At 35.2% G+C, this 19,811-nt stretch carries 16 protein-coding genes; 8 read left to right on the plus strand and 8 right to left on the minus strand.

What is annotated here, in order from left to right; translation table 11 throughout:
• Nucleotides 1-47: 47 nt before the first annotated feature.
• Complete coding sequence (locus H0I41_RS00840; RefSeq protein WP_014566994.1) at nt 48-1,706, plus strand: phosphoenolpyruvate carboxykinase (ATP); 1,659 nt, start codon at nt 48-50, stop codon at nt 1,704-1,706.
• A 95-nt stretch (nt 1,707-1,801) separates the two neighbouring features.
• On the opposite strand, the gene H0I41_RS00845 is transcribed toward H0I41_RS00840, so the two are convergent.
• From H0I41_RS00845 to H0I41_RS00860, 4 genes are all read right to left on the minus strand, one after another.
• Complete coding sequence (locus H0I41_RS00845) at nt 1,802-3,853, minus strand: KUP/HAK/KT family potassium transporter (protein WP_004898619.1); 2,052 nt, start codon at nt 3,851-3,853, stop codon at nt 1,802-1,804.
• A 148-nt stretch (nt 3,854-4,001) separates the two neighbouring features.
• The gene (locus H0I41_RS00850; RefSeq protein ID WP_004898620.1) at nt 4,002-5,999 is read right to left on the minus strand and encodes a KUP/HAK/KT family potassium transporter; all 1,998 of its coding nucleotides are present in this window, start codon (nt 5,997-5,999) and stop codon (nt 4,002-4,004) included.
• A gap of 139 nt (nt 6,000-6,138) precedes the next feature.
• Nucleotides 6,139-6,558 (minus strand): hypothetical protein, encoded by a 420-nt coding sequence (locus tag H0I41_RS00855; RefSeq protein WP_004898622.1) that lies wholly within the window; start codon nt 6,556-6,558, stop codon nt 6,139-6,141.
• Nucleotides 6,559-6,644: 86 nt separating this feature from the next.
• Nucleotides 6,645-7,706, minus strand: a complete 1,062-nt coding sequence (locus tag H0I41_RS00860; protein WP_135014110.1) for a hypothetical protein — start codon at nt 7,704-7,706, stop codon at nt 6,645-6,647.
• Between the two features lie 181 nt (nt 7,707-7,887).
• Here H0I41_RS00860 and H0I41_RS00865 point away from each other — a divergent pair, with 181 nt between their 5' ends.
• From H0I41_RS00865 to H0I41_RS00890, 6 genes are all read left to right on the plus strand, one after another.
• Nucleotides 7,888-8,097 carry a DUF1659 domain-containing protein gene (locus tag H0I41_RS00865; protein ID WP_004898626.1) on the plus strand — a complete coding sequence of 70 codons (210 nt, stop codon included), beginning with the start codon at nt 7,888-7,890 and terminating at the stop codon, nt 8,095-8,097.
• Between the two features lie 40 nt (nt 8,098-8,137).
• Entirely contained in the window at nt 8,138-8,377 is a 240-nt protein-coding gene (locus tag H0I41_RS00870) for a DUF2922 domain-containing protein (protein WP_004898627.1), read from the plus strand.
• Between the two features lie 203 nt (nt 8,378-8,580).
• Nucleotides 8,581-10,665 carry a glycoside hydrolase family 73 protein gene (locus H0I41_RS00875; protein ID WP_135014109.1) on the plus strand — a complete coding sequence of 695 codons (2,085 nt, stop codon included), beginning with the start codon at nt 8,581-8,583 and terminating at the stop codon, nt 10,663-10,665.
• A 54-nt stretch (nt 10,666-10,719) separates the two neighbouring features.
• Nucleotides 10,720-12,903 carry a GH25 family lysozyme gene (locus H0I41_RS00880; RefSeq protein WP_135014091.1) on the plus strand — a complete coding sequence of 728 codons (2,184 nt, stop codon included), beginning with the start codon at nt 10,720-10,722 and terminating at the stop codon, nt 12,901-12,903.
• A gap of 95 nt (nt 12,904-12,998) precedes the next feature.
• Nucleotides 12,999-13,826 carry a PfkB family carbohydrate kinase gene (locus H0I41_RS00885; protein WP_014566999.1) on the plus strand — a complete coding sequence of 276 codons (828 nt, stop codon included), beginning with the start codon at nt 12,999-13,001 and terminating at the stop codon, nt 13,824-13,826.
• Between the two features lie 86 nt (nt 13,827-13,912).
• A complete protein-coding gene (locus H0I41_RS00890) occupies nt 13,913-15,739 on the plus strand; it encodes a monovalent cation:proton antiporter family protein (RefSeq protein WP_004898631.1) in 1,827 nt (608 codons plus the stop codon).
• A gap of 39 nt (nt 15,740-15,778) precedes the next feature.
• Here H0I41_RS00890 and H0I41_RS00895 read toward each other — a convergent pair whose 3' ends face one another.
• The 4 genes from H0I41_RS00895 to H0I41_RS00910 all read right to left on the minus strand — a co-directional run bounded on the left by H0I41_RS00895 (nt 15,779) and on the right by H0I41_RS00910 (nt 18,893).
• Nucleotides 15,779-16,741 (minus strand): Gfo/Idh/MocA family protein, encoded by a 963-nt coding sequence (locus tag H0I41_RS00895; RefSeq protein ID WP_004898634.1) that lies wholly within the window; start codon nt 16,739-16,741, stop codon nt 15,779-15,781.
• Between the two features lie 13 nt (nt 16,742-16,754).
• Nucleotides 16,755-17,537: a DUF6612 family protein gene (locus H0I41_RS00900; RefSeq protein WP_011161375.1), complete on the minus strand. Its 783-nt coding sequence runs from the start codon at nt 17,535-17,537 to the stop codon at nt 16,755-16,757.
• A gap of 20 nt (nt 17,538-17,557) precedes the next feature.
• Nucleotides 17,558-18,385 carry a DUF6612 family protein gene (locus tag H0I41_RS00905; RefSeq protein ID WP_011161376.1) on the minus strand — a complete coding sequence of 276 codons (828 nt, stop codon included), beginning with the start codon at nt 18,383-18,385 and terminating at the stop codon, nt 17,558-17,560.
• 85 nt (nt 18,386-18,470) lie between these two features.
• Nucleotides 18,471-18,893 (minus strand): PAS domain-containing protein, encoded by a 423-nt coding sequence (locus H0I41_RS00910; protein ID WP_011161377.1) that lies wholly within the window; start codon nt 18,891-18,893, stop codon nt 18,471-18,473.
• Between the two features lie 161 nt (nt 18,894-19,054).
• On the opposite strand from H0I41_RS00910, the gene H0I41_RS00915 reads away from it, so the two are divergent.
• The gene (locus tag H0I41_RS00915; protein WP_004896047.1) at nt 19,055-19,747 is read left to right on the plus strand and encodes a 2,3-diphosphoglycerate-dependent phosphoglycerate mutase; all 693 of its coding nucleotides are present in this window, start codon (nt 19,055-19,057) and stop codon (nt 19,745-19,747) included.
• Nucleotides 19,748-19,811 lie beyond the last annotated feature (64 nt).

The following is a 19,811-nucleotide window of genomic DNA, read 5'->3' on the forward strand; positions in this document are numbered from 1 at the left end:
GTAAGAATTGAAACCGCTTTCTATGGTTTCAGAGGAGGAAATTTAAGTTGAGTACACAAGAACGTTATTCTCATGATGAGTTAAGAAAAGCTAACAAAAAATTTAGTCGGGTTCGTTCTACTATTGAATCTGCCTTTTATGGTAACAATGTACACGAAGTAACTAGTGTTGCTGAAGCTTATAATTTAGCTAAGAAACAATCTGGTGTTATCGAAACTGACCTACCAATTTTACATACTAAAGAACTCGGTTTACCACAGGGTGCAAAGCAATTAGTTTATAATCACGGTAAAATCTTGGGTAGAACAGCAAGTGCACGTCACTTTGTTGACGATCCAAAAGAGGATCCTGAAGCATTAGCTGGCAATTTACGTGAAGATATTTATAAGGGCCATGATCAAAAATTCTTAAAAGCAACAGTTTTAGTAGGATTAGATCCAAGCTTTACTGTTAAAGCACATATTATGATGCCAGAAGATCAAGCCTTTAACTTACTTTCATATATCTTGAACTTCCATTTCTTTGATGAAGAAGCAGAAAAGATCTATAAGAACTCGAAGTTATATGATGAAGGAGATATTTACTTCTACTTTGATCCAAATACACAAGATGAAGACTATCAAAAGGGCTTTGGTGTCTTTGATGCTCCACATAACTGTGCTGCAGTCTTTGGCTTACGCTACTTCGGTGAATTAAAGAAGGGTACTTTAACTCTTGCTTGGGCTATGGCTCACAGAAACGGTTATACTGCTTGTCACGGTGGTGAAAAGTCATTCCACTTTAAGGATAAGGATGATAAAGTATTTGCTTTCTACGGCTTATCTGGTTCAGGCAAATCTACTTTGACTCATGAAATGTATGATGGTAAATATGATATTACTGTTTTGCACGATGATGCATTTATTATTTCTCGTGAAGATGGATCTTCAGTAGCATTAGAGCCTTCATATTTTGATAAGACGCATGACTATCCAGCAGGCCACCATGAGACTAAGTACTACACTACAATTATGAACTGTGCTGTTACTCAAGATGAAGATGGTAAGAAAGTTATTGTGACTGAAGATCTTCGTAACAATAATGGTCGTGTTATTAAGACACGTTATACTTCACCACATAGAGTTGACTATGAAAGTGCACCAATCACTGCCTTATTCTGGATTATGAAGGATGGTTCCTTACCACCAATCTTAAAGGTTGATGATCCAGTTCTAGCAACTACAATGGGACTTACTTTAGCAACCAAGAGAACTAGTGCTGAAAACTTACCAAAGGGCTTTGACATGAATACTTTGGTAATTGAACCATTTGCGGACCCATTCCGTGCTTACCCAGTATCTGGTGACTACTCAGACTTTAAGGAATTATTTACTAAGCGTGGAGCTTCTTGTTACATCTTGAATACTGATGCATTTATGGGTAAGGATATTCCAAAGGAAGTAACTAAGAAGTTAGTTGAAGATCTTGCTAATGGTACTATCAAAGACAGTGACTGGAAGCAATTTGGTAACTTCAAGGGTGTATCATACTTGCCAATTGAAGGCTACGAAGTTCACTTAGATGACCCTGAATATCAAAAGACTTTGGCTAAGAGAATGCAAGATCGGTTAGACTGGTTGAATAAGTATGATGAAGAACACCCTACTCAACCAATTCAAGAAGAAGCTAAGAAGACCTTGGAAGGTATTATTAAGGAATTAAATTAGTTAAACATAGTTAGAAATCCTCTTAAAAATTTTTATATTTGAACACTAAAAAGGCATCCCTTTTGGGATGCCTTTTTGTTAGCCATTAACTTGCCCTACTCTTTAAGTTCTCCTTCGGCTTGAAGCTTCTTTTTGATATCTTCAAATTTCTTAGGAGGGATGCGAGTAATATGTTGTCTTCTTTGATTTCCTAGAATCAATGGAACACGTTCAATGACTGTATCTGCATAATCTAAGCCAAACCATGAAGCCGGGTTTGAGGAAAGATTTTGAAGCCATACACGGGCTTCAACTAAGAATTTTTCATAACTTCTAAGTTGTGTTTGTGGACTAATTACATCGTTAACGATAACGAATGAGAAGTCACCAACATCTCTACCAGGAGTAGTAGTGTACTCTTGTGGTTGAGATTCAATAGTTCCATCTGCAATCAAGTCATGAACAATTTGACGCAAGTAAACATTCACACTAGTTTGCTGCTTGAAACCAAGGAAGAGCTGAACGTTAATAACATTCTTTGTACCATAAGTGTTAACAGCATATTCAGCAGTGAATGGCTCGTTAGTTACATTAACTGTTACAAACCAATATGCGCGTGCTCGCTTAGGACGTTTATCTAAGATAGAGTAGAGAATTTCTCGCTTAATAAACTTATTGTACTTAACTTTTGCCATATAGACTAAGTTAGTTGCAAAAGTAGGATAATCTTCGTCATGACTTAAGTTCGTTAACATATCCACGTATTCATCAAGACGAACATAAGCGTTACGTGATTCACGCTTGTCTCTAATTTTATTACCGTAGTACCAAACGTACATAATGATTCCGATGAATCCGGCAATAACTAGTGAAACGTAACCACCGTGCATGAATTTACTCAAGCTGGCTAACATAAACATTACGTCTAAAAAGCCAAAGAAAATTAAGAAGAGCCAATTCCAAATAGTATGAACGCCCTTCATTGCCAACCATTCATAGAGCAGAATTGTTGTCATTAACATTGAAATGGTAATTGACAAACCATAAGCTGCTTCCATGTGAGCTGAGGTTTGGAAGCAAAGAACAATTGCAATAGTCGCTGCACAAATCATTTTATTAACTGAAGGAATATAAATCTGTCCCTTTTTAGTGGAAGGATACATAATATTCATTCTTGGTAAAAATTTCAAACCACTGGCTTCAGCTACTAAAGTAAATGAACCAGTAATCAAAGCTTGTGAAGCAATAACAGCTGCAATAGTTGCTAAAACAATCGCAGCTAAACGAATGTTTTGTGGAATAATTTCAAAGAATGGGTTGAAATCACCATTTCCCGCATTGTAGTTAGGATTGTTTAAAATCCAAACACCTTGACCAAAGTAGTTAAGTGACAAACAAACAAAGACATATGGCCAGGAACCAATAATGTTTCCTTTACCAACGTGACCAACGTCTGAATACAAAGCTTCAGCACCAGTAGTAGCAAGGAAGATAGAACCTAAAATAAAGATTCCAGCTTTGTTGTAAGGACTGAATAAAAGTTTAATTGCGTAGTATGGATTAAGAGCTTGTAAAATTGAAAGATCCCCCATCATATTCATTAATCCAATTACACCTAAGAAGGTGAACCAGATAAACATGATTGGACCAAAAGCCTTACCGATAATACTTGTCCCCATTCTTTGAATTGAGAACAAAAGTAAAAGAATTACTACTGTAATCGCAATAACAGTTCCTTGAGTAGAAACTGGAACGTTACCATGACCAAATTCAATTCCTTTTAATCCTTCAATCGCAGTTGTAACAGTAACTGCGGGAGTTAAAGTACCATCAGCTAAAATTGCTGCACCACCAATCAAAGCAGGAAGGACAAGCCATTTTGCTCGTTTCCGGACCAAAGTATAGAGGGCAAAAATACCACCTTCACCATGGTTAGTAGCTTTTAAGGCAATAAAGACAGTTTGCAAAGTTGTTAACAGGGTAACTGTCCAAAGTACTAAGGAAATAGAACCTACAATAAAGTCGCGATTTACGTTCGCAATTCCGCCGTTTCCGGCAACAATTGATTTCATAACATATAGCGGACTTGTTCCGATATCTCCGTAGACAATACCAATAGCAATCAGTAAGCCTGCGGCTGATATATTTTTCCGTGTTTTTTCATTCATTATTATATTCTCCCAATAAATAGCCAAATAGCTAAATATTCAATAACGTAAAAAAGAATGCCGAAAAGACATTCTTTTTTTAAACATATCTATTTTCATCTATTTGCGCAAGAGTTGCAAGTATCTGCAGGCGATTAATTAAAAATATTTATTTCAATTTAGTTCTTTGAATTGATTTAATATTTTGTGAGCCTAGGATTAATGGAACTCGTTCAACTACTGTATCAGCATATTCTAATCCAAACCAAACAGCAGGATTAGAAGATAAATTTTGAAGCCAGACACGACTTTCAACTAACCACTTTTCATAAGTATTTAATTGAGTTTGTGGACTAATCACATCATTTACAATTACAAATTTAAAATCTCCAACGTCACGACCGGGAGTCGTGGTGTATTCTTGTGGCTGAGATTCGATTGTACCATCTTTAATTAGCTCGTGAACTATTTGTCGTAGATAAACATTAACTTTTTGCTGTTGTTTAAAACCTAAATATAGTTGAACGTTAATCACGTTTTTTGTGCCGTAAGTATTAATTGCATATTCGGCGGTAAAGGGTTCGTTAGTTACATTAACAGTGACAAACCAATATGCATGGGCCCGTTTTGGACGTTTGTCTAAAATTGAGTAGAGTATATCGCGCTTGATAAACTTATTGTACTTAACCTTAGCCATATAAACTAAATTTGTCGCGTATAAAGGCACACTATCATCATGACTTAAATTACTTAGCATGGAAGTGTATTCGTCTAAACGCACGTAAGCATTTTTAGCTTCGCGTCTATCACGAACTTTGTTACCAAAATACCAAATATACATAATTGCACCGATAAAGGCAGCAATAATTACTGTTACATAACCGCCATGTAAAAACTTAGCTAAACTGGAAATTAAAAACATACTTTCAATTGCACCGAACAAAAACAGAAAAACTAAGCGTAACAAGATGTTAACTTTTTTTAGAGATAGGTACTCAAAAAGTAATATTGTCGTCATTAGCATGGTAACAGTAATTGCTAACCCGTAAGCTGCCTCCATGTGTTCTGATGTCTTAAATAAAAAGACAATTCCGATTGTAGCAGCGCAAAGCATTTTATTAATAGAAGGGATGAAGATCTGGCCTTGTTCAGTTGAGGGATATATAATTTTCATTCTTGGTAAAAATTTTAAGCCACTTGCTTCTGAAACTAATGTAAAAGATCCAGTAATTAAAGCCTGAGAAGCGATAATGGCTGCTAAGGTGGCTAAAATGATGGCGAAAAATTTCCACTGACTTGGAAGAGCTTCAAAGAAGGGATTAAAGTCAGTATTACCAGCATGGTAGTTAGGATTTTCTAAAATCCATACTCCTTGACCAAGATAGTTCAAGGCTAGACAAATAAAGACGTAAGGCCAAGAAGCCATGATATTGCCTTTTCCTACGTGGCCTACGTCTGAATAAAGCGCTTCTGCCCCTGTAGTTGCTAAAAAGACAGCTCCTAGGATTAAAACACCAACCTTATTTGCTGGGCTAAACAAAATTTTGACTGCTAACACAGGGTTGAGAGCCTCAAGGAGCGACAAGTCATGACTTAGGTTCATAGCACCAGTTAAACCTAAAAAAGTAAACCAGATAAGCATAATTGGCCCAAAAGTTTTTCCAATTATACTAGTTCCCATTCTTTGGATGGAAAATAAAAATAAAAGAATGATGATGGTAATAATAAGAACACTGTTTTGATTAGGAACGGGAATATCATTGCCAAATCTCATGTTTTTAAGACCTTCAATTGCTGTCGTGACAGTAACTGCAGGTGTCAGTGTGCCGTCTGCAAGCAAGGCAGCTCCACCAATTAAAGCAGGAAGAACTAACCATTTGGCCTTTTTTCTAACCAAAGCATAAAGTGAAAAAATACCACCCTCACCATGGTTAGTCGCTTTAAGAGCAATTAGAACATACTTAACTGTTGTTAAAAGAGTTATTGTCCAAAGAATAAGAGAGATAGATCCGACTATATATTCTCTGTTAACACTAGCAATTCCTCCATTTTCATTCACAATTGCCTTCATAACATAGAGAGGACTTGTACCAATATCGCCATAGACGATTCCAATTGAAACTAAAAGGCCAGCTAGAGTGACCTTTTTTCGTACACCATTATTCATATTAAAATTTCCTAATAAAATAAAACGTAATGACATTTTAGATAAATAAAAAAGAATGTATTAAAACAATACATTCTTTTTTACTAGCACTATTTTGTTCCTTTAGGATTCAATATGCAACTAATAATTTGTGATTTTTTTATGAAAGAGTTTGTTTAATCTCGTTACGACGATCAGTGTACCATTTTTCCCAATCTTCGTAAGTCTTCATGTTTTGTGGATCTACGCCAGTTTGTTTTTGGATGTTGTTAAGCATATCCATAAAACGGTCTCCATGAATATTTAAAACATGCTTAACCAAGTTGCGACGGCTGAAAGCCATATTGTTAGTTAAGTATGTATTAATTTCGATAACATCATGATTACCATCATAAACATCCATAATTTCAAGATCGCTTTCGTCAAATTTTGAAATGTAGAAGTTAGCAAATGTCTTTAAGTAATCTGGTTGTTCTTTAAATTCAGTAGCTGGCATTTCTACACGATTTGCCTCTGGCATAACTACTTCAAATTCTTCTTTTTCTTGAGTTTCTTCGGTGTTCTTCTTGTCTTCAGTCAAAGTTAAGAGCTCCTTTACTGTCTAGCTGTACAAAAATTCAATATAATCTTACATTGAATTACAATCAAAAGCAAATTTTATAGGGCTTATTTAAAGTTTTCTACATCTTGTTTGGTGTAAGAATCAATTGTAGTATGACCACTATTAGCAGCTGATCTCATGAAGTTAACTACTTTTTGATCAGACCATGAACTAGTATCAACGCCAATTGAACTTAGTTGATTACGGGTTTGAGAAATTACTCTACCAGTAACTGTTTGACCGTTAATCATCATACTATCATTACTTGAAGTTGATGAAGAATTAGTATTTGAATTGTTATTATTAGCTGTAGTGTTGCTGCTTGAGCTTGTTGCACTAGATTTTTGACTTGCAGCATTGTTGTCTTGAGAGTTTGAGCTATTTGAATTACTTGAACTCTTGTTAGAGTTAGAACTAGTGTTGTTAGTATTACTACTGTTTGATGAGCTAGATTTTGAGTTAGAACTTTGCTTGTTTGAAGTAGTAGCTTCATCGTCATCATTAGCATCTAGGTTTTCAGTGTCAATGTCATCGTTAACATTTTCGCTGTTTAATTTTGCATTAGCAACTTTACGTAAATGTTTAACGTTCTTCTTTACCTTCTTATAATACTTACTATTAATGTAAGGTAAGTCTAAAATTTGATCACAAGATTCGACTGCTGCTTGGTAGTCCCCGTCTCTGTAGCTTAGTTTAGCCTTCTTGTACAAAGGATTAATATCATTAGTGATATGATCTTGAACCTTGTCGATTGTCTTGTAGAGTTTAGAAACTTGCTTAGTCATTACTGAGTAGCCATTGGTCTTGTTGGCTGCTTTATCTAATTCACCTAAGGCATCTTTAAATTCATATTCTCTAATTTCTTCTTGAGCATCCTTCATGTCGCCAGCTTGATCTGCATAAGCTTTTGATTCAGAAGTGGATTTTACATCATGTGCATCTTCAAATTTTTCTTCAGCTGTTTCATATTTTTGACTAGAAGCAGCATCTTTTCCTTGATTCATATAGGTGGTGTACTTGTCGGAACCACTATTAGATGAATTATTTGATGATGTGTTTGAACATCCAACTGCTAAAAAGGTAATGAAGAATGCCGTAATGGCAACTCCGAGTTTTGATCGTTTCATCATTTTTTCCTCCTATAAAAATGAATTTATCTTACTTAAATTATACCAAATTCACGTATGAAAAATTTGTTGAAAAAGTGGCACAATTTTTTGAGATAAATCGTTAGTAATAGTGTAAGGCAATTCACCGGTGCTGACTTACAAAAATTAATTATCAGTTTGACTATTTAGAGGTATAAAAATGGAATTTATTTTAAAGGATCAATCAGTTCAATTTACTTTTGCAGGTGAAAAATATAGCAATGGTAAGAAAAGTAGAATTTTAAAAAATGTTAAGAAGCAAGCTAGTGCTGAAGAAGTAATGAAGGTAGGAAATGCCTTATCTAAGTTGCAGAAAGATGATGGTATTAAAACTGCTAGACTAATTTCATATTCAGATATTCAAGCTTAAGAAAAACACATAAATAAAGAAAAATTTAGGAGAATAAAAAATGACTACTACTAAAACATTAAGACTTACATTTAAAAACGCTAAAAATAAGAAAGTAAATCTATCTTTACCGGATGCAGCAGAAAACTTGACTGAAAATGAAGTTAAGGATGCTATGAACGAAATGTGTGAAGCTAACTTATTTGTAAAGGAAGAAGTTGATCAATATCAGGCTCCTTTATCTGCTCAATATGTTGAACGTACAGTTACTTCTGTGTTTGATGATAGTGAAAAGAATTAGGACGATATTTTTTGAGATAAGAAACTTGATTAAGTTATTAAATAAACTCTTAAAAGGGTAATGTTTCGGCATTACTCTTTTTATTTTGAGATGAAAGTATGTAATTTATGTTACTTTTTTATTTCAGAATGTTTGTTCGGTTGTATCTGGCAACTTGCCAAACTACAATAAAGGGTGTATGTAAATTGGAGGGAGTTTAAGTGATGAAAAAACGAACATTCACTGGTATTGCTACCGCGGCACTTATAACCACTGCCGGTATATCAGTTACCAACAACCTTAAACCAGATAATCCTTTAAAAACTGGTGAAGGTACTGTTCAAGCTGCAACCTATCAACAAGAATTTTTAGATAAAGCTATTCCAGCTGCTACGACTGCATCATCTAAGTATGGTACTTATACTTCAGTTATGCTTGCTCAAGCAACAGTTGAATCAGCTTGGGGTCAATCAGGTTTGGCTCAAGAACCTAATAATAACTTATTTGGTATTAAAGGCTCTTACAATGGTCAGTCAGTAAATATGAATACTGGCGAATACGGTAATGGTGGTTACTACACTACTAATGCCGGATTTAGAAAGTACCCATCATATACTGAATCATTTGAAGATAATGGTGCTTTATTACGTAACCAAATGGGTAATTATTACTCTGGTACTTGGGTAGAAAACTCAAATAACTATGCTCAAGCAACTCAAAATGGTTTACAAGGTAAATACGCTACTGATCCAAATTATGCTAAGACGCTTAATAGTGTGATTGCAACTAATGGTTTTGACAAATATGATCCCGTTACACAAGTTGTTAACGAAAATCGTACAGTTGCACAAACAACACCAGTTATGAGTGCACCAGTTGATCCTAGTGTTGGTATACAAGTAGATACTGCAAGAGTTGGTCAAAACGTAAATGTTACTAAGTATATTACTTATAACAACGGTGTAAAACGTGCATTTATTGGTAATGGCTGGATTAATGCACTTGCATTTAGCCCAATTACTAATAACACTACTGCTAACAATGCCACTGCTAATACTAATAATAGTAATAAGCAAACTACAACTACTAACAACCAAGCTAGCCAACCAGTTAAGACTCCAGTAGCTCAAACTCAACAAGCTCAGCCTCAAGCTCCTGCAGCTCCAGTTAAAGCAGCCACTGTTGAAACAAAGAAAGTTGCAGAAGTTAAAACTCCAGCCCAAACTACGACTTTGAATGTTAAAGCTGAAACTAAGGCAGCTCAGCCAGTTAAACAATTAGCTACTTCATTAGCAGCAACTTCAGTTAAGAAAGAAGAAGTTAAAAAAGAGGCTGTTAAGGCTGAACCAGCTAAGACTACGCCTGTAAAAGTTGAAGCTCCTAAAGCTGAAAATAAAGAAACTAACTCTGCACCAGTAGTTAAAGCTCCTGAAGTTAAGACTACTAATACAGTTAAAAATGCTGAAACTGTAAAGAAAGAAACCACTCCAGTTGTTAAGGTAGCTGAAGTTAAGAAAGCTGAAGCCCCAGTAGTAAAACCAGCTAAAACTGTAAAGAAGGAAACCACTCCAGTTGTTAAGGTGGCTGAAGTTAAGAAAGCTGAAGCCCCAGTAGTAAAACCAGTTGAAACTGTAAAGAAAGAAACTACTCCAGCTGTTAAGACTACTCCCGTAGAAGAATCAGCTAAAGTAGTTGAAGCTCCAGTAGTAAAACCTAAGAAGGTTGAAGTTAAAGAAGTTAAGACCACTCCAGTAACTATTAGTGCTAAAACTGTTGTAAAGCCAACTGCTTCAGTTGAAAATGTTGCACCAGTACAAAGTTACCAAAGTGCTGTATCTACTGCAGCTGCAAATAATAGCTATGGTACTCAATGGATTAGTACTAATACTGCTCCAAAGGCTGCTTCTACTGTTTTGGTTAAAGTAACTAAGACTACCCAAGTTTTATCAGCTCCAAATGGTCAAAAATTAAACCAACAAGTTGAAGCTGGTAGTGCATTTGTAGTTATAGCTTCAAAATATGCTAACGGAAATTTATATTATGAAATTAGTAATGGTAAATGGATTATGGCAAAATATACTACTCAAGAAGCACAAATTACTGCAAAATCTGGTGTATTAACTATTAATTCTAAACCAGACTATGGTGTAGCAGTATGGCGTGTTCCAGGCCAAGATCAAATTTCAGGTAAGTTCTTAAAAGATGGTTCAAGTTGGAGATACTTCCGTGTAGCTAATGTTAACGGACAAACTTGGTACGACCTTGGTGGAAATCAATGGATATCTGCCAAGTCAGTACTAGTTCGTTAATTTATAAAAGATTAGATTGTTTCATTAAAATTTTTTGGAGGAGAAAGTTTTTTAATGCGTTCAACAAATAAGAAATTTATTAGTGCATTAGCTTGTGCTAGTGCTATGACAGCTTTAGCAATTGTAGATCCTATGGGAGTTACTAAAACTCATCAAGTAGCACAAGCTGCAACTGATACTGTACCTGCAAAGTCTACAGGTGTAGATGTTTCAAGTTGGCAAGGTACCAAGTTGGATCAACAAGCCAAATCTGGTGCACAATTTGCTGTCGTTAAAGTATCTGAAGGTACTAACTACCAAAACCCTAATGCTCAAGGCCAAATCCAGAGTGCTGAACAAAATAATATGATGACTATGGGTTACCACTACACTCATTTTGGCTCTAACAGCAATCAAGCAGTTCAAGAAGGAAACTATGCAGTTAATTCAGCACAACAAGCTGGTTTACCACAAGGTTCATACTTAGCAACTGATTGGGAACAAGACGTTAATAATAATACTAACGGTAGTGTTGCAGCTAATACTAATGCAATCACTAGCTTCATGGATACTGTTCATGATGGTGGATACAACCCAATGCTTTATTCTAGTGAATGGTTACTAAAGAATAAGGTTGATACTAATAAGATTTCTGAAAAGTATCCAAATGCATTATGGGTAGCTAAGTACAAAACTAATGGTCGTGAAGATAATCCTGACTACAATTACTTCCCATCAATGGACAATGTAGCTATTTGGCAATATACGCAAAATTGGCGTGGCCAAAATGTTGACGGAAATGTTAATGTAGTTCCTCTTTCAAATAAGACTACTGCTGATAATAACAACACCTCAACTAACGCTGCTAATACCAATAATTCCAATGCTAATAACGGTCAAAGCAGTAGTCAAGCACCTGCAAATCCAATTATTAACAATAGTAATGCTACTGCTAAGCCAAATAATAATAACAGTACACAACCAGCACAACCAACTGAAACTAAGCCAGCAGAAAAGCCAAGTACAACCACTAACATAAACAGTGACTGGACTAAGCAAAACGGTGTCTTTGTAACTGGCGGAGCAATTAACTTGAGAACTGGTGCAAGCACTGATAGCAAGGTCATTATTCAATTACCAGCAAACTCAGAAGTTAAATACGATGCTTATCGTACAATTGGTCAATACACATGGTTAAGACAACCACGTGCAAACAACGAATACGGCTACTTAGTAGGACGTGATAATGGTCAAGCATGGGGAACATTCAAAGAAGGTTCTGCCTCAGTAAGTAAGCCAGCCGAAACTAAGCCTGCTAATAAACCAGCACAACCAATTGAAACTAAGCCAGCCGAAAAGCCAAGTACAACCACTAACGTAAACAGTGATTGGACTAAGCAAAATGGTGTCTTTGTAACAGGTGGAGCAATTAACTTAAGAACCGGCGCAGGCACTAACAGTAAAGTAATTGCAATGCTTCCAACAAACACAGAAATCAAGTACGATGCCTACCATACCGAGGGTCAATACACATGGTTAAGACAACCACGTGCAAACGGTCAATATGGTTACTTAGTAGGACGTAATAACGGTCAAGCATGGGGAACATTCAAAGAAGGTTCTGCCTCAGTAAGTAAGCCAGCAGAAACTAAGCCTGCTAATAAACCAGCACAACCAGCAGAAAAGCCAAGTACAAGCACTAATGTAAACAGTGATTGGACTAAGCAGAACGGTGTCTTTGTAACAGGTGGAGCAATTAACTTGAGAATTGGCGCAAGCACTAACAGTAAAGTAATTGCAATGCTTCCAACAAACACTGAAGTTAAGTACGATGCTTACCGTACTGAAGGTCAATACACATGGTTGAGACAACCACGTGCAAACGGTCAATATGGTTACTTAGTAGGACGTAATAATGGTCAAGCATGGGGAACATTCAAAGAAGGTTCTGCTAAAGCTACTAATGCAGTAGCTAATAAGCCTGTTCAACAAACTACTCCTAAGCAAGTAAATACTAATAACAATGCTAGTTGGACTAAGCAAAATGGTACTTTCATTACCGGTGGAGCAATTAACTTAAGAACTGGTGCAAGTACTACTAGCCCAATTATTGAAACTTTACCAATTAATACTGTAATTAAATACGATGCATACTACCGTTCTGGTAACTATGTATGGTTAAGACAACCACGTGCAAATGGTCAATACGGTTATTTAGTTGGTCGTTTGAATAACCAAGCATGGGGAACTTACAGATAATTTGATAACAATTTTCAAATAGACTAAATACATGAAAGACGTGATCCTAATGGGAATCATGTCTTTTTTGTCTTATAATAAACTATGAAAAAAGCATGGAGGATATAATTTTGATTTATACAGTAACTTTAGATCCTAGTGAAAGTGTAGTAGGTAAAGGAATTAATATTTCACTTATTTTAAAAAAACTAGGTATTGATTCAATTGCGACTGGAATTGTAAATCACAAAAATGTAGAGCAAGTAGCAGAAGAGCTTGATAAAGCTGAGATTGAGAACCAATTTATTGAGCAAACTCGTGGAATTAAAATTACTGCTAAAAACCAACAAAAATTATTGGATTATTTGAAAGTCTTAAAAGCTGGTGACATTTTAGTAATTGCCGGAAGCTTTGCTAAGGGAATAGACCCAGTTTATCTAACTGATTTGGCTAAAGTTGCTGATCAAAGAGCAGCTGCATTAGTAGTAGATGTTCCTTATGAAAACGTACTTGATATCTTACCAATGAACCCATTATTAATTAAGCCAAATGAGACTGAATTGAAGCATTGGTTCGAAAAGGATGACAAGGAAGTAACTACAAAAGAATTAATTGATATGGCTCATAGCTTAGTAGTCAAAGGAGCACAACATGTTCTTTTGTCCTTAGGTGCAAATGGTGCTGCAATTGTTAATATGATGGATGCTTTAATGGCACATGCGCCTGAAATTGAAGAAGTTGATAGTAGTGGTAGTGGGGATGCCTTACTTGGAACTTTCTTAGCTGGGATGCTTAAAGGATACACTCCTGTTAGAAATTTAGCTGATGCAATTGCTGCAGGTAGTGATACGGCTCAAAGTAAATGGCTTACTGATTTCAGAACAACCCCCGCACTTCAAAAGCAAGTTATTGCTAGAAGAATTACCTTTGAAGAAGCAGAATAAATAGAATAAGTTGGCTTATAAAAGCCGACTTATTTTTTGTTGTTTTTTAGTATAATGGTACTAAATTTACTATAAGGGGAAGAAAAGTGGATCTATCTATATTTATTGTTAGTTTAGCAGCTTTAGTAATTCCAATCGTTATGGCGCGATTTAGGATTAATGCTATACCAACGGCAGTTGCTGAGATTGTGACTGGAATAATTCTAGGAAAAAGCTTATTAGATACCATAAAAATCACAAGCAGCGTATCGCTTCTATCAAATTTAGGTGTGATTTTGCTGATGTTTCTATCAGGTATGGAAATTAATTTTGATCTTTTTAAAAAGAAGGATTTACCTGAGTCTAAACAGAGTAAAATTAATCCAGCACGAATAGCAGTTATTGCTTTTACTGCTATCACAATAACGGCATTTGCTTTAGCCTATATTCTAAAATTAATAGGCCTATTTAATGATGTTATGCTGGCTATGATTATTTTTATGACTGTAGCCTTAGGAGTGGTAATTGCCACTCTAAAAGAAAAAGAAATCTTATCTCGACCGATTGGGCAAACCATATTATTAACAGCCGTTCTAGGGGAAGTAATTCCCTTATTGCTGTTGACTATTTATGCTTCAATTAACGGTGGGAATGCTGGAAGATTATGGCTTATTGTTCTGCTTTTCCTAGCAGCAATTATCTTGTTGAGACGATTTAAACAACCGTATCGGTGGTTTAATAAGATCTCTAAAGCAACTACTCAACTAGATATTCGATTGGCCTTCTTCTTAATATTTACCCTAGTAACAGTTGCAGAACGTGTAGGGGCAGAAAATATTTTAGGTGCCTTTTTAGCTGGGATGGTTATGAAGTTACTTGAACCAAGTGAAGCCACAATGGATAAGCTAACTTCTATTGGTTATGGGTTCTTCATTCCAATTTTCTTTATTACAACGGGTGTTAAGCTAGATTTAAAGTCACTTCTTGCTAATCCGAATGCTTTAATGTTGATCCCAGTTTTAGTATTATTCTTACTTTTAGCCAAATTGCCTATATTTTTGGTTTATACACGAAATTTCAATAAACGTAACAGTCTTGCGGGTACATTTTTAATTATGACTACAATTACAATTGTACTTCCAACATTAGAGGTTGCTCGTAAGTTAAATGCAATTACTGAAACTCAATCAGATGCCTTTATTTTGGCAGCCGTAGTCGTATGTATCTTAGGCCCAATTTTATTTAATTCGCTCTTTAGATTAACTAAAGAAGATAAAATTAAGCAACGAGTTGTCATGATGGGAACCAATGTAATGACGGTGCCTGTTGCTCAGGAGCTTCATGATAATTGGTATGATGTATTATTAGTAACCCATAAAAAAGAAAACTATGATACTTATAAGAGCAAGGTTGCTAATTTGAAGTTAATTAACAGCTTAGAAGAGTCATGTTTAGAAAAGGCCGGTGTCTTTGACTGTGATATTTTAGTAGCTGGATTTATTGAAGATGACCTAAATCGTAAAATTGCCCGTTTAGCAAAAGAGCATGGTGTTCAAAGAGTTATTGCTAGTCAAGAGAGACCAAAGCCTGAAACAATTAAGAAATTAGTCAGTGAAAAAATTGAAATTTACAATATTTTCAATGTTCAGACTTCTGTATTAAGAGCTCTAATTGAATCACCTTCAATTTTGAGAATTTTAACAGATACTAAGAATGGCCTGTTTGAAGTAACGGTTAGAAATCATAAGTATGCTGGTCAGAAATTGATGAATCTAGACTTTATTGAACAAATGACTGTTAGTCGAATTTGGCGGAATGGTAAATGGTTAGTGCCACATGGAAATACAATCATTGGAGTAGGAGATCATCTAATTTTTACAGCTAAAGGTGAAGATGCAGAAAGAATTAGAGAAGAACTAGGTAGAAGAAATTAAATATAAAAAATGACAGGATTTTTAGTCCTGTCATTTTTGTTAACGTTGCTTTTTCGCTTCTTGTAAAACAGCTAGGGTATTTAGACTATGGGTAAAAGCTTGATCAGCAGCTGTAAAATCATGTTGATCAATAATCTTAGTGAATTCGATAAATTCAGCAATCATTCGATGAGAATACTTGTTGTGGTTAACAACTTTCGGCTCTTCTCCTAGTAATTGGATGCCAACTTTTGGCATTTCATTAGGATGGCCGTAAATAATGAGTGCACCTTTTTCACCTTCAATGGTGCTGACATTAGGTGAAAAGCTATCTTTAGCTGCAATTGAACTGGCTTGTTTGTCAGAATAGCCCAAGTGAAGGATGCCAGAAGTATCAATATTTTTTTGAATAGTTGGGAAATATTTAACAGAATCTGGCTTACCAAATAATTTAATAATAATGTGTAAGTTGTAGATGCCTAAATCCATTAGAGCCCCACCATCTTTTTTAGGATCGAAAGCTGGTTGAATGTCCCCTTCTAAGAAAGCATCATAGCGACTTGAATATTGAGTGTAATTAAGATTAACAACATGAATTGGGGCAATTTTAGCTAAGTTATCTTCAATGAATTTAAAGTTTTCTAAATAAATGTTAGTGATCGCCTCAACAATAATTACTTGGTTTTTATCAGCAATTTCTTTTAATTCACGTGCTTCATCAGTTGTAGCAACAAATGGTTTTTCACAAATGACGTTTTTTCCTGCTTCTAATGCGGCCTTGGCAATACTAAAATGCAAACTATTTGGAACAGCTACATAGACAGTATCGACATTAGCATCATTAAATAGGTCAGTATTGTTATCGTATAATTTTGAAATATTATACTTTTCTTGCAATTCAAGACCAATTTGATGGCTTCTTTTAGTAGTTGAAAGAGCCGCAAGTTCAAGATCTGGGATTTGATCAGCAATTGATAGAAAATCATGAACAATTTTTCCTGAGCCAATAATACCTAATTTCATAAGGTAATCTCCTTTAATTAAGTTTAAAATTTAATTTTTTAGCATTTTTAGTAACTGAGGAAGGTACGGTTAACTTTTTAACTTTATTAATGTCATAAAGATGTAAGGTGAGCGTACCTTCTTTCTTAGTATTATAAGTAACTTTATAGTACATATCAGTTAGTTGTTCTTTTCGATTAGTAGAAATTCTTAAATCAATATTTTTAACATTAGTTGACTGTGGATCGCTAGTGGGAGCGACAGTAGTTGCTTTTTGCATGCTTTTAATTACATCGCTATTATCACCCTTATAAGAAATAATATAGCCATTGAATCCGTTAGATTTAATGGTCATATGTTTAAAGGCATCGTCAGAAAATTGGGTGAAATCATGTGCGGTATAAAGCTTTTTATAGCCTGAATAAACTTCACTAAAGATGGCATTTTGTTTAATGTAATTCCATTGTTTCGTGCCATCACGGTGGTAAACATAGTCTTTGTTACCCCATAACTCAGAATTAGTATCAGACTTAGGGATGCTTTTCATGGTAATATGGATGGCATTATCTGGACCGACGACATAATTTGAATACATTTTTGACTTTGCATTGGTAGTTTTGACATTAACGCGTGCAGTAGCAATTTGGGTATTGGCGGCCGTAGTTAATGCATCTTTAACGCTTGGCTTATTAAATGCAATAATTGCGCCCCAAACTACTACGATTAGGATAATAATACCTAAAATTAAAGCGGCAATTTTGCCGCCTTGATTGTTAGAAAAAATAATCTTTTTATCTTTGATTTTATTTTTTTCCATCAGTGTATCTTTCTAAATGATTATTGATTATTTTGTTCTTCTTGTGCTTTCTTGATGTCTTCAGCACTAATTGCATTCTTTTGAATGTCAGAAGGAACGGCTAAATCACTGTGTTGACCTAATTGGTCGTAGGTTAGGTTCCAAGTGAAGTTATATTTTCCGCCAGCAGTATATTGGGCCTTAAAGGTCATTGACTCGACATTTTTGGTAGTTGGATCAATTAAATAAGTGATCTTAAGATTTTGAACTTGAGCTGATTTTACTAAGCGGGCTACCTGCATATTTTGAGAACCAGGAGTGTTCATGGCATCAATAATTAAAGGATTGACGGCATTCCATAGGTTGGCATCGGTACCATCAAAACTGATTTCATAATTTCCATTTTTTCTTTGAACAGTGGCTTTTTGAGCTAAAGATTTGTTAATTTTATTAAAAGTTGCAGGATCGAATCTTTCCTTTACTTGGTCTGAATCAAAGCTATCTGCATCAATTGAGTTTTTAATCCAATGGCCCTTGTTTTGCTCTAAAAGTAAGTACATATCCTTCTTGGTAAGCCACATTTGTTCAGTTTGAGATTTCTTCTTTTGAGTTAAGGTATAGGTAAGGTTAGTTACATCACCTTTGTCTTTGAATAAACCTTCTGATTTTGACTTTTGGTTCATTTCATTAGAATTAGTAGTTTGAGTGAAGTGACCGTTAGCAAAGCTAGAATTAAATTTTGCATTGATTAATGAACTTGCAGAAGGTCCAGTACTCTTTGCTTGTTTACTGCTTTTATTTGAACAAGCTGTAGTTAAAGAAACTAAAATTACTCCCAATAAAATTAGGAAGCTGAATTTTTTCTTCATAAAAATATATTCCCCCAATAAATGTATCTATCTTATTTTATTTTACTCTATTTTTGACTGAAAAAAGTATTCTAAGAGCTTAACTTTAGTGCTTTTTAAGGACATTTAAAATATTGCGCAATTTACTGCCTTTAACTTGTAAGTTACTTACTGCTTGGGTTACTTCAATGCAGCCAATATATTTACCATGTTCATTGTGAAGACTATAGAAGGAAATGTTAATTGGTTGTTTATTTTTGGTAATCATGATTGAAATGTTTTTACGCTTGCCGGCGTGCATTTGATCTAGGACTTCCTTAACATGCTTTTGACTGTGGCCGGGATGCACTTCAAAAACAGTCTTACCTATGTCTTTTTCAGTACGCTTAAATAGGCGATTCTCATTCATAGAGGACCAGACAACACGGTCGTTTTCATCTAAAACGTCCATTTCTTGTGGAATTGTTCTAAAAATTGCATTTAGCTGTTCAAGTGAGAGATGCCCACCATCTAACTTGATATTTTCCATAATTAAATACTTCCAATTCATCAAAATTAATATATCTATCGTTATTTTAACATTAAATATTTTGTGAATTAATCAAGCTTTTTTCCGTAATTCCTATGAAAATTTTGAATAAGCGTGTAAAATAGTTAGTGAAACATTGAATTTTAAAGGAGATACAGTTCATGTCGAAATTAGTTTTAATTCGTCACGGTCAAAGTGAATGGAACCTTTCTAACCAATTTACTGGTTGGGTTGATGTAAACCTTTCAGAAAAAGGTGTTGAAGAAGCTAAGAAGGCTGGTCGTTTAATTAAGGAACACGGTCTTGAATTTGATCAAGCTTACACTTCATTATTAACTCGTGCTATCAAGACTTTGCACTACGCACTTGAAGAAAGTGACCAACTTTGGATTCCTGAAACTAAGACTTGGAGATTAAACGAACGTCATTACGGTGCTCTTCAAGGTTTAAACAAGAAGGATACTGCTGAAAAGTACGGTGACGAACAAGTTCACATTTGGCGTCGTTCATACGATGTTTTGCCACCAGCTATTGATGACGATAACGAATACAGTCAAGCACATGACCGTCGTTACGCAAATCTTGATCCACATATCGTTCCTAAGGCAGAAAACTTACACGTTACTTTAGATCGTGTAATGCCATTCTGGGAAGATCACATTGCTCCAGATTTACTTGACGGCAAGAACGTTATTATTGCTGCACACGGTAACTCACTTCGTGCTTTAACTAAGTACATTGAAAACATCTCTGATGATGACATCATGGACTTAGAAATGAAGACTGGTGAACCAGTTGTTTACACATTTGACGACAAGTTAGATGTTGTTAACAAAGAAAAGCTTGACGACTAATTTTTAGTTCTTGAGTAAAAGAAGCTCCGACGAAAGTCGGAGCTTTTTTGTTGAGAGGGATAAT

The organism is Lactobacillus johnsonii, from assembly GCF_014058685.1.
In the GTDB taxonomy this organism is placed as follows: domain Bacteria; phylum Bacillota; class Bacilli; order Lactobacillales; family Lactobacillaceae; genus Lactobacillus.

Coding starts and splice junctions, on each gene's coding strand:
- H0I41_RS00845 (WP_004898619.1), bottom strand. CDS start 3,853: ATGAATGAAAAAACACGGAAAAATATATCAGCCGCAGGCTTACTGATT.
- H0I41_RS00850 (WP_004898620.1), bottom strand. CDS start 5,999: ATGAATAATGGTGTACGAAAAAAGGTCACTCTAGCTGGCCTTTTAGTT.
- H0I41_RS00860 (WP_135014110.1), bottom strand. CDS start 7,706: ATGAAACGATCAAAACTCGGAGTTGCCATTACGGCATTCTTCATTACC.
- H0I41_RS00865 (WP_004898626.1), top strand. CDS start 7,888: ATGGAATTTATTTTAAAGGATCAATCAGTTCAATTTACTTTTGCAGGT.
- H0I41_RS00870 (WP_004898627.1), top strand. CDS start 8,138: ATGACTACTACTAAAACATTAAGACTTACATTTAAAAACGCTAAAAAT.
- H0I41_RS00875 (WP_135014109.1), top strand. CDS start 8,581: ATGAAAAAACGAACATTCACTGGTATTGCTACCGCGGCACTTATAACC.
- H0I41_RS00880 (WP_135014091.1), top strand. CDS start 10,720: ATGCGTTCAACAAATAAGAAATTTATTAGTGCATTAGCTTGTGCTAGT.
- H0I41_RS00885 (WP_014566999.1), top strand. CDS start 12,999: ATGGAGGATATAATTTTGATTTATACAGTAACTTTAGATCCTAGTGAA.
- H0I41_RS00895 (WP_004898634.1), bottom strand. CDS start 16,741: ATGAAATTAGGTATTATTGGCTCAGGAAAAATTGTTCATGATTTTCTA.
- H0I41_RS00900 (WP_011161375.1), bottom strand. CDS start 17,537: ATGGAAAAAAATAAAATCAAAGATAAAAAGATTATTTTTTCTAACAAT.
- H0I41_RS00905 (WP_011161376.1), bottom strand. CDS start 18,385: ATGAAGAAAAAATTCAGCTTCCTAATTTTATTGGGAGTAATTTTAGTT.
- H0I41_RS00910 (WP_011161377.1), bottom strand. CDS start 18,893: ATGGAAAATATCAAGTTAGATGGTGGGCATCTCTCACTTGAACAGCTA.
- H0I41_RS00915 (WP_004896047.1), top strand. CDS start 19,055: ATGTCGAAATTAGTTTTAATTCGTCACGGTCAAAGTGAATGGAACCTT.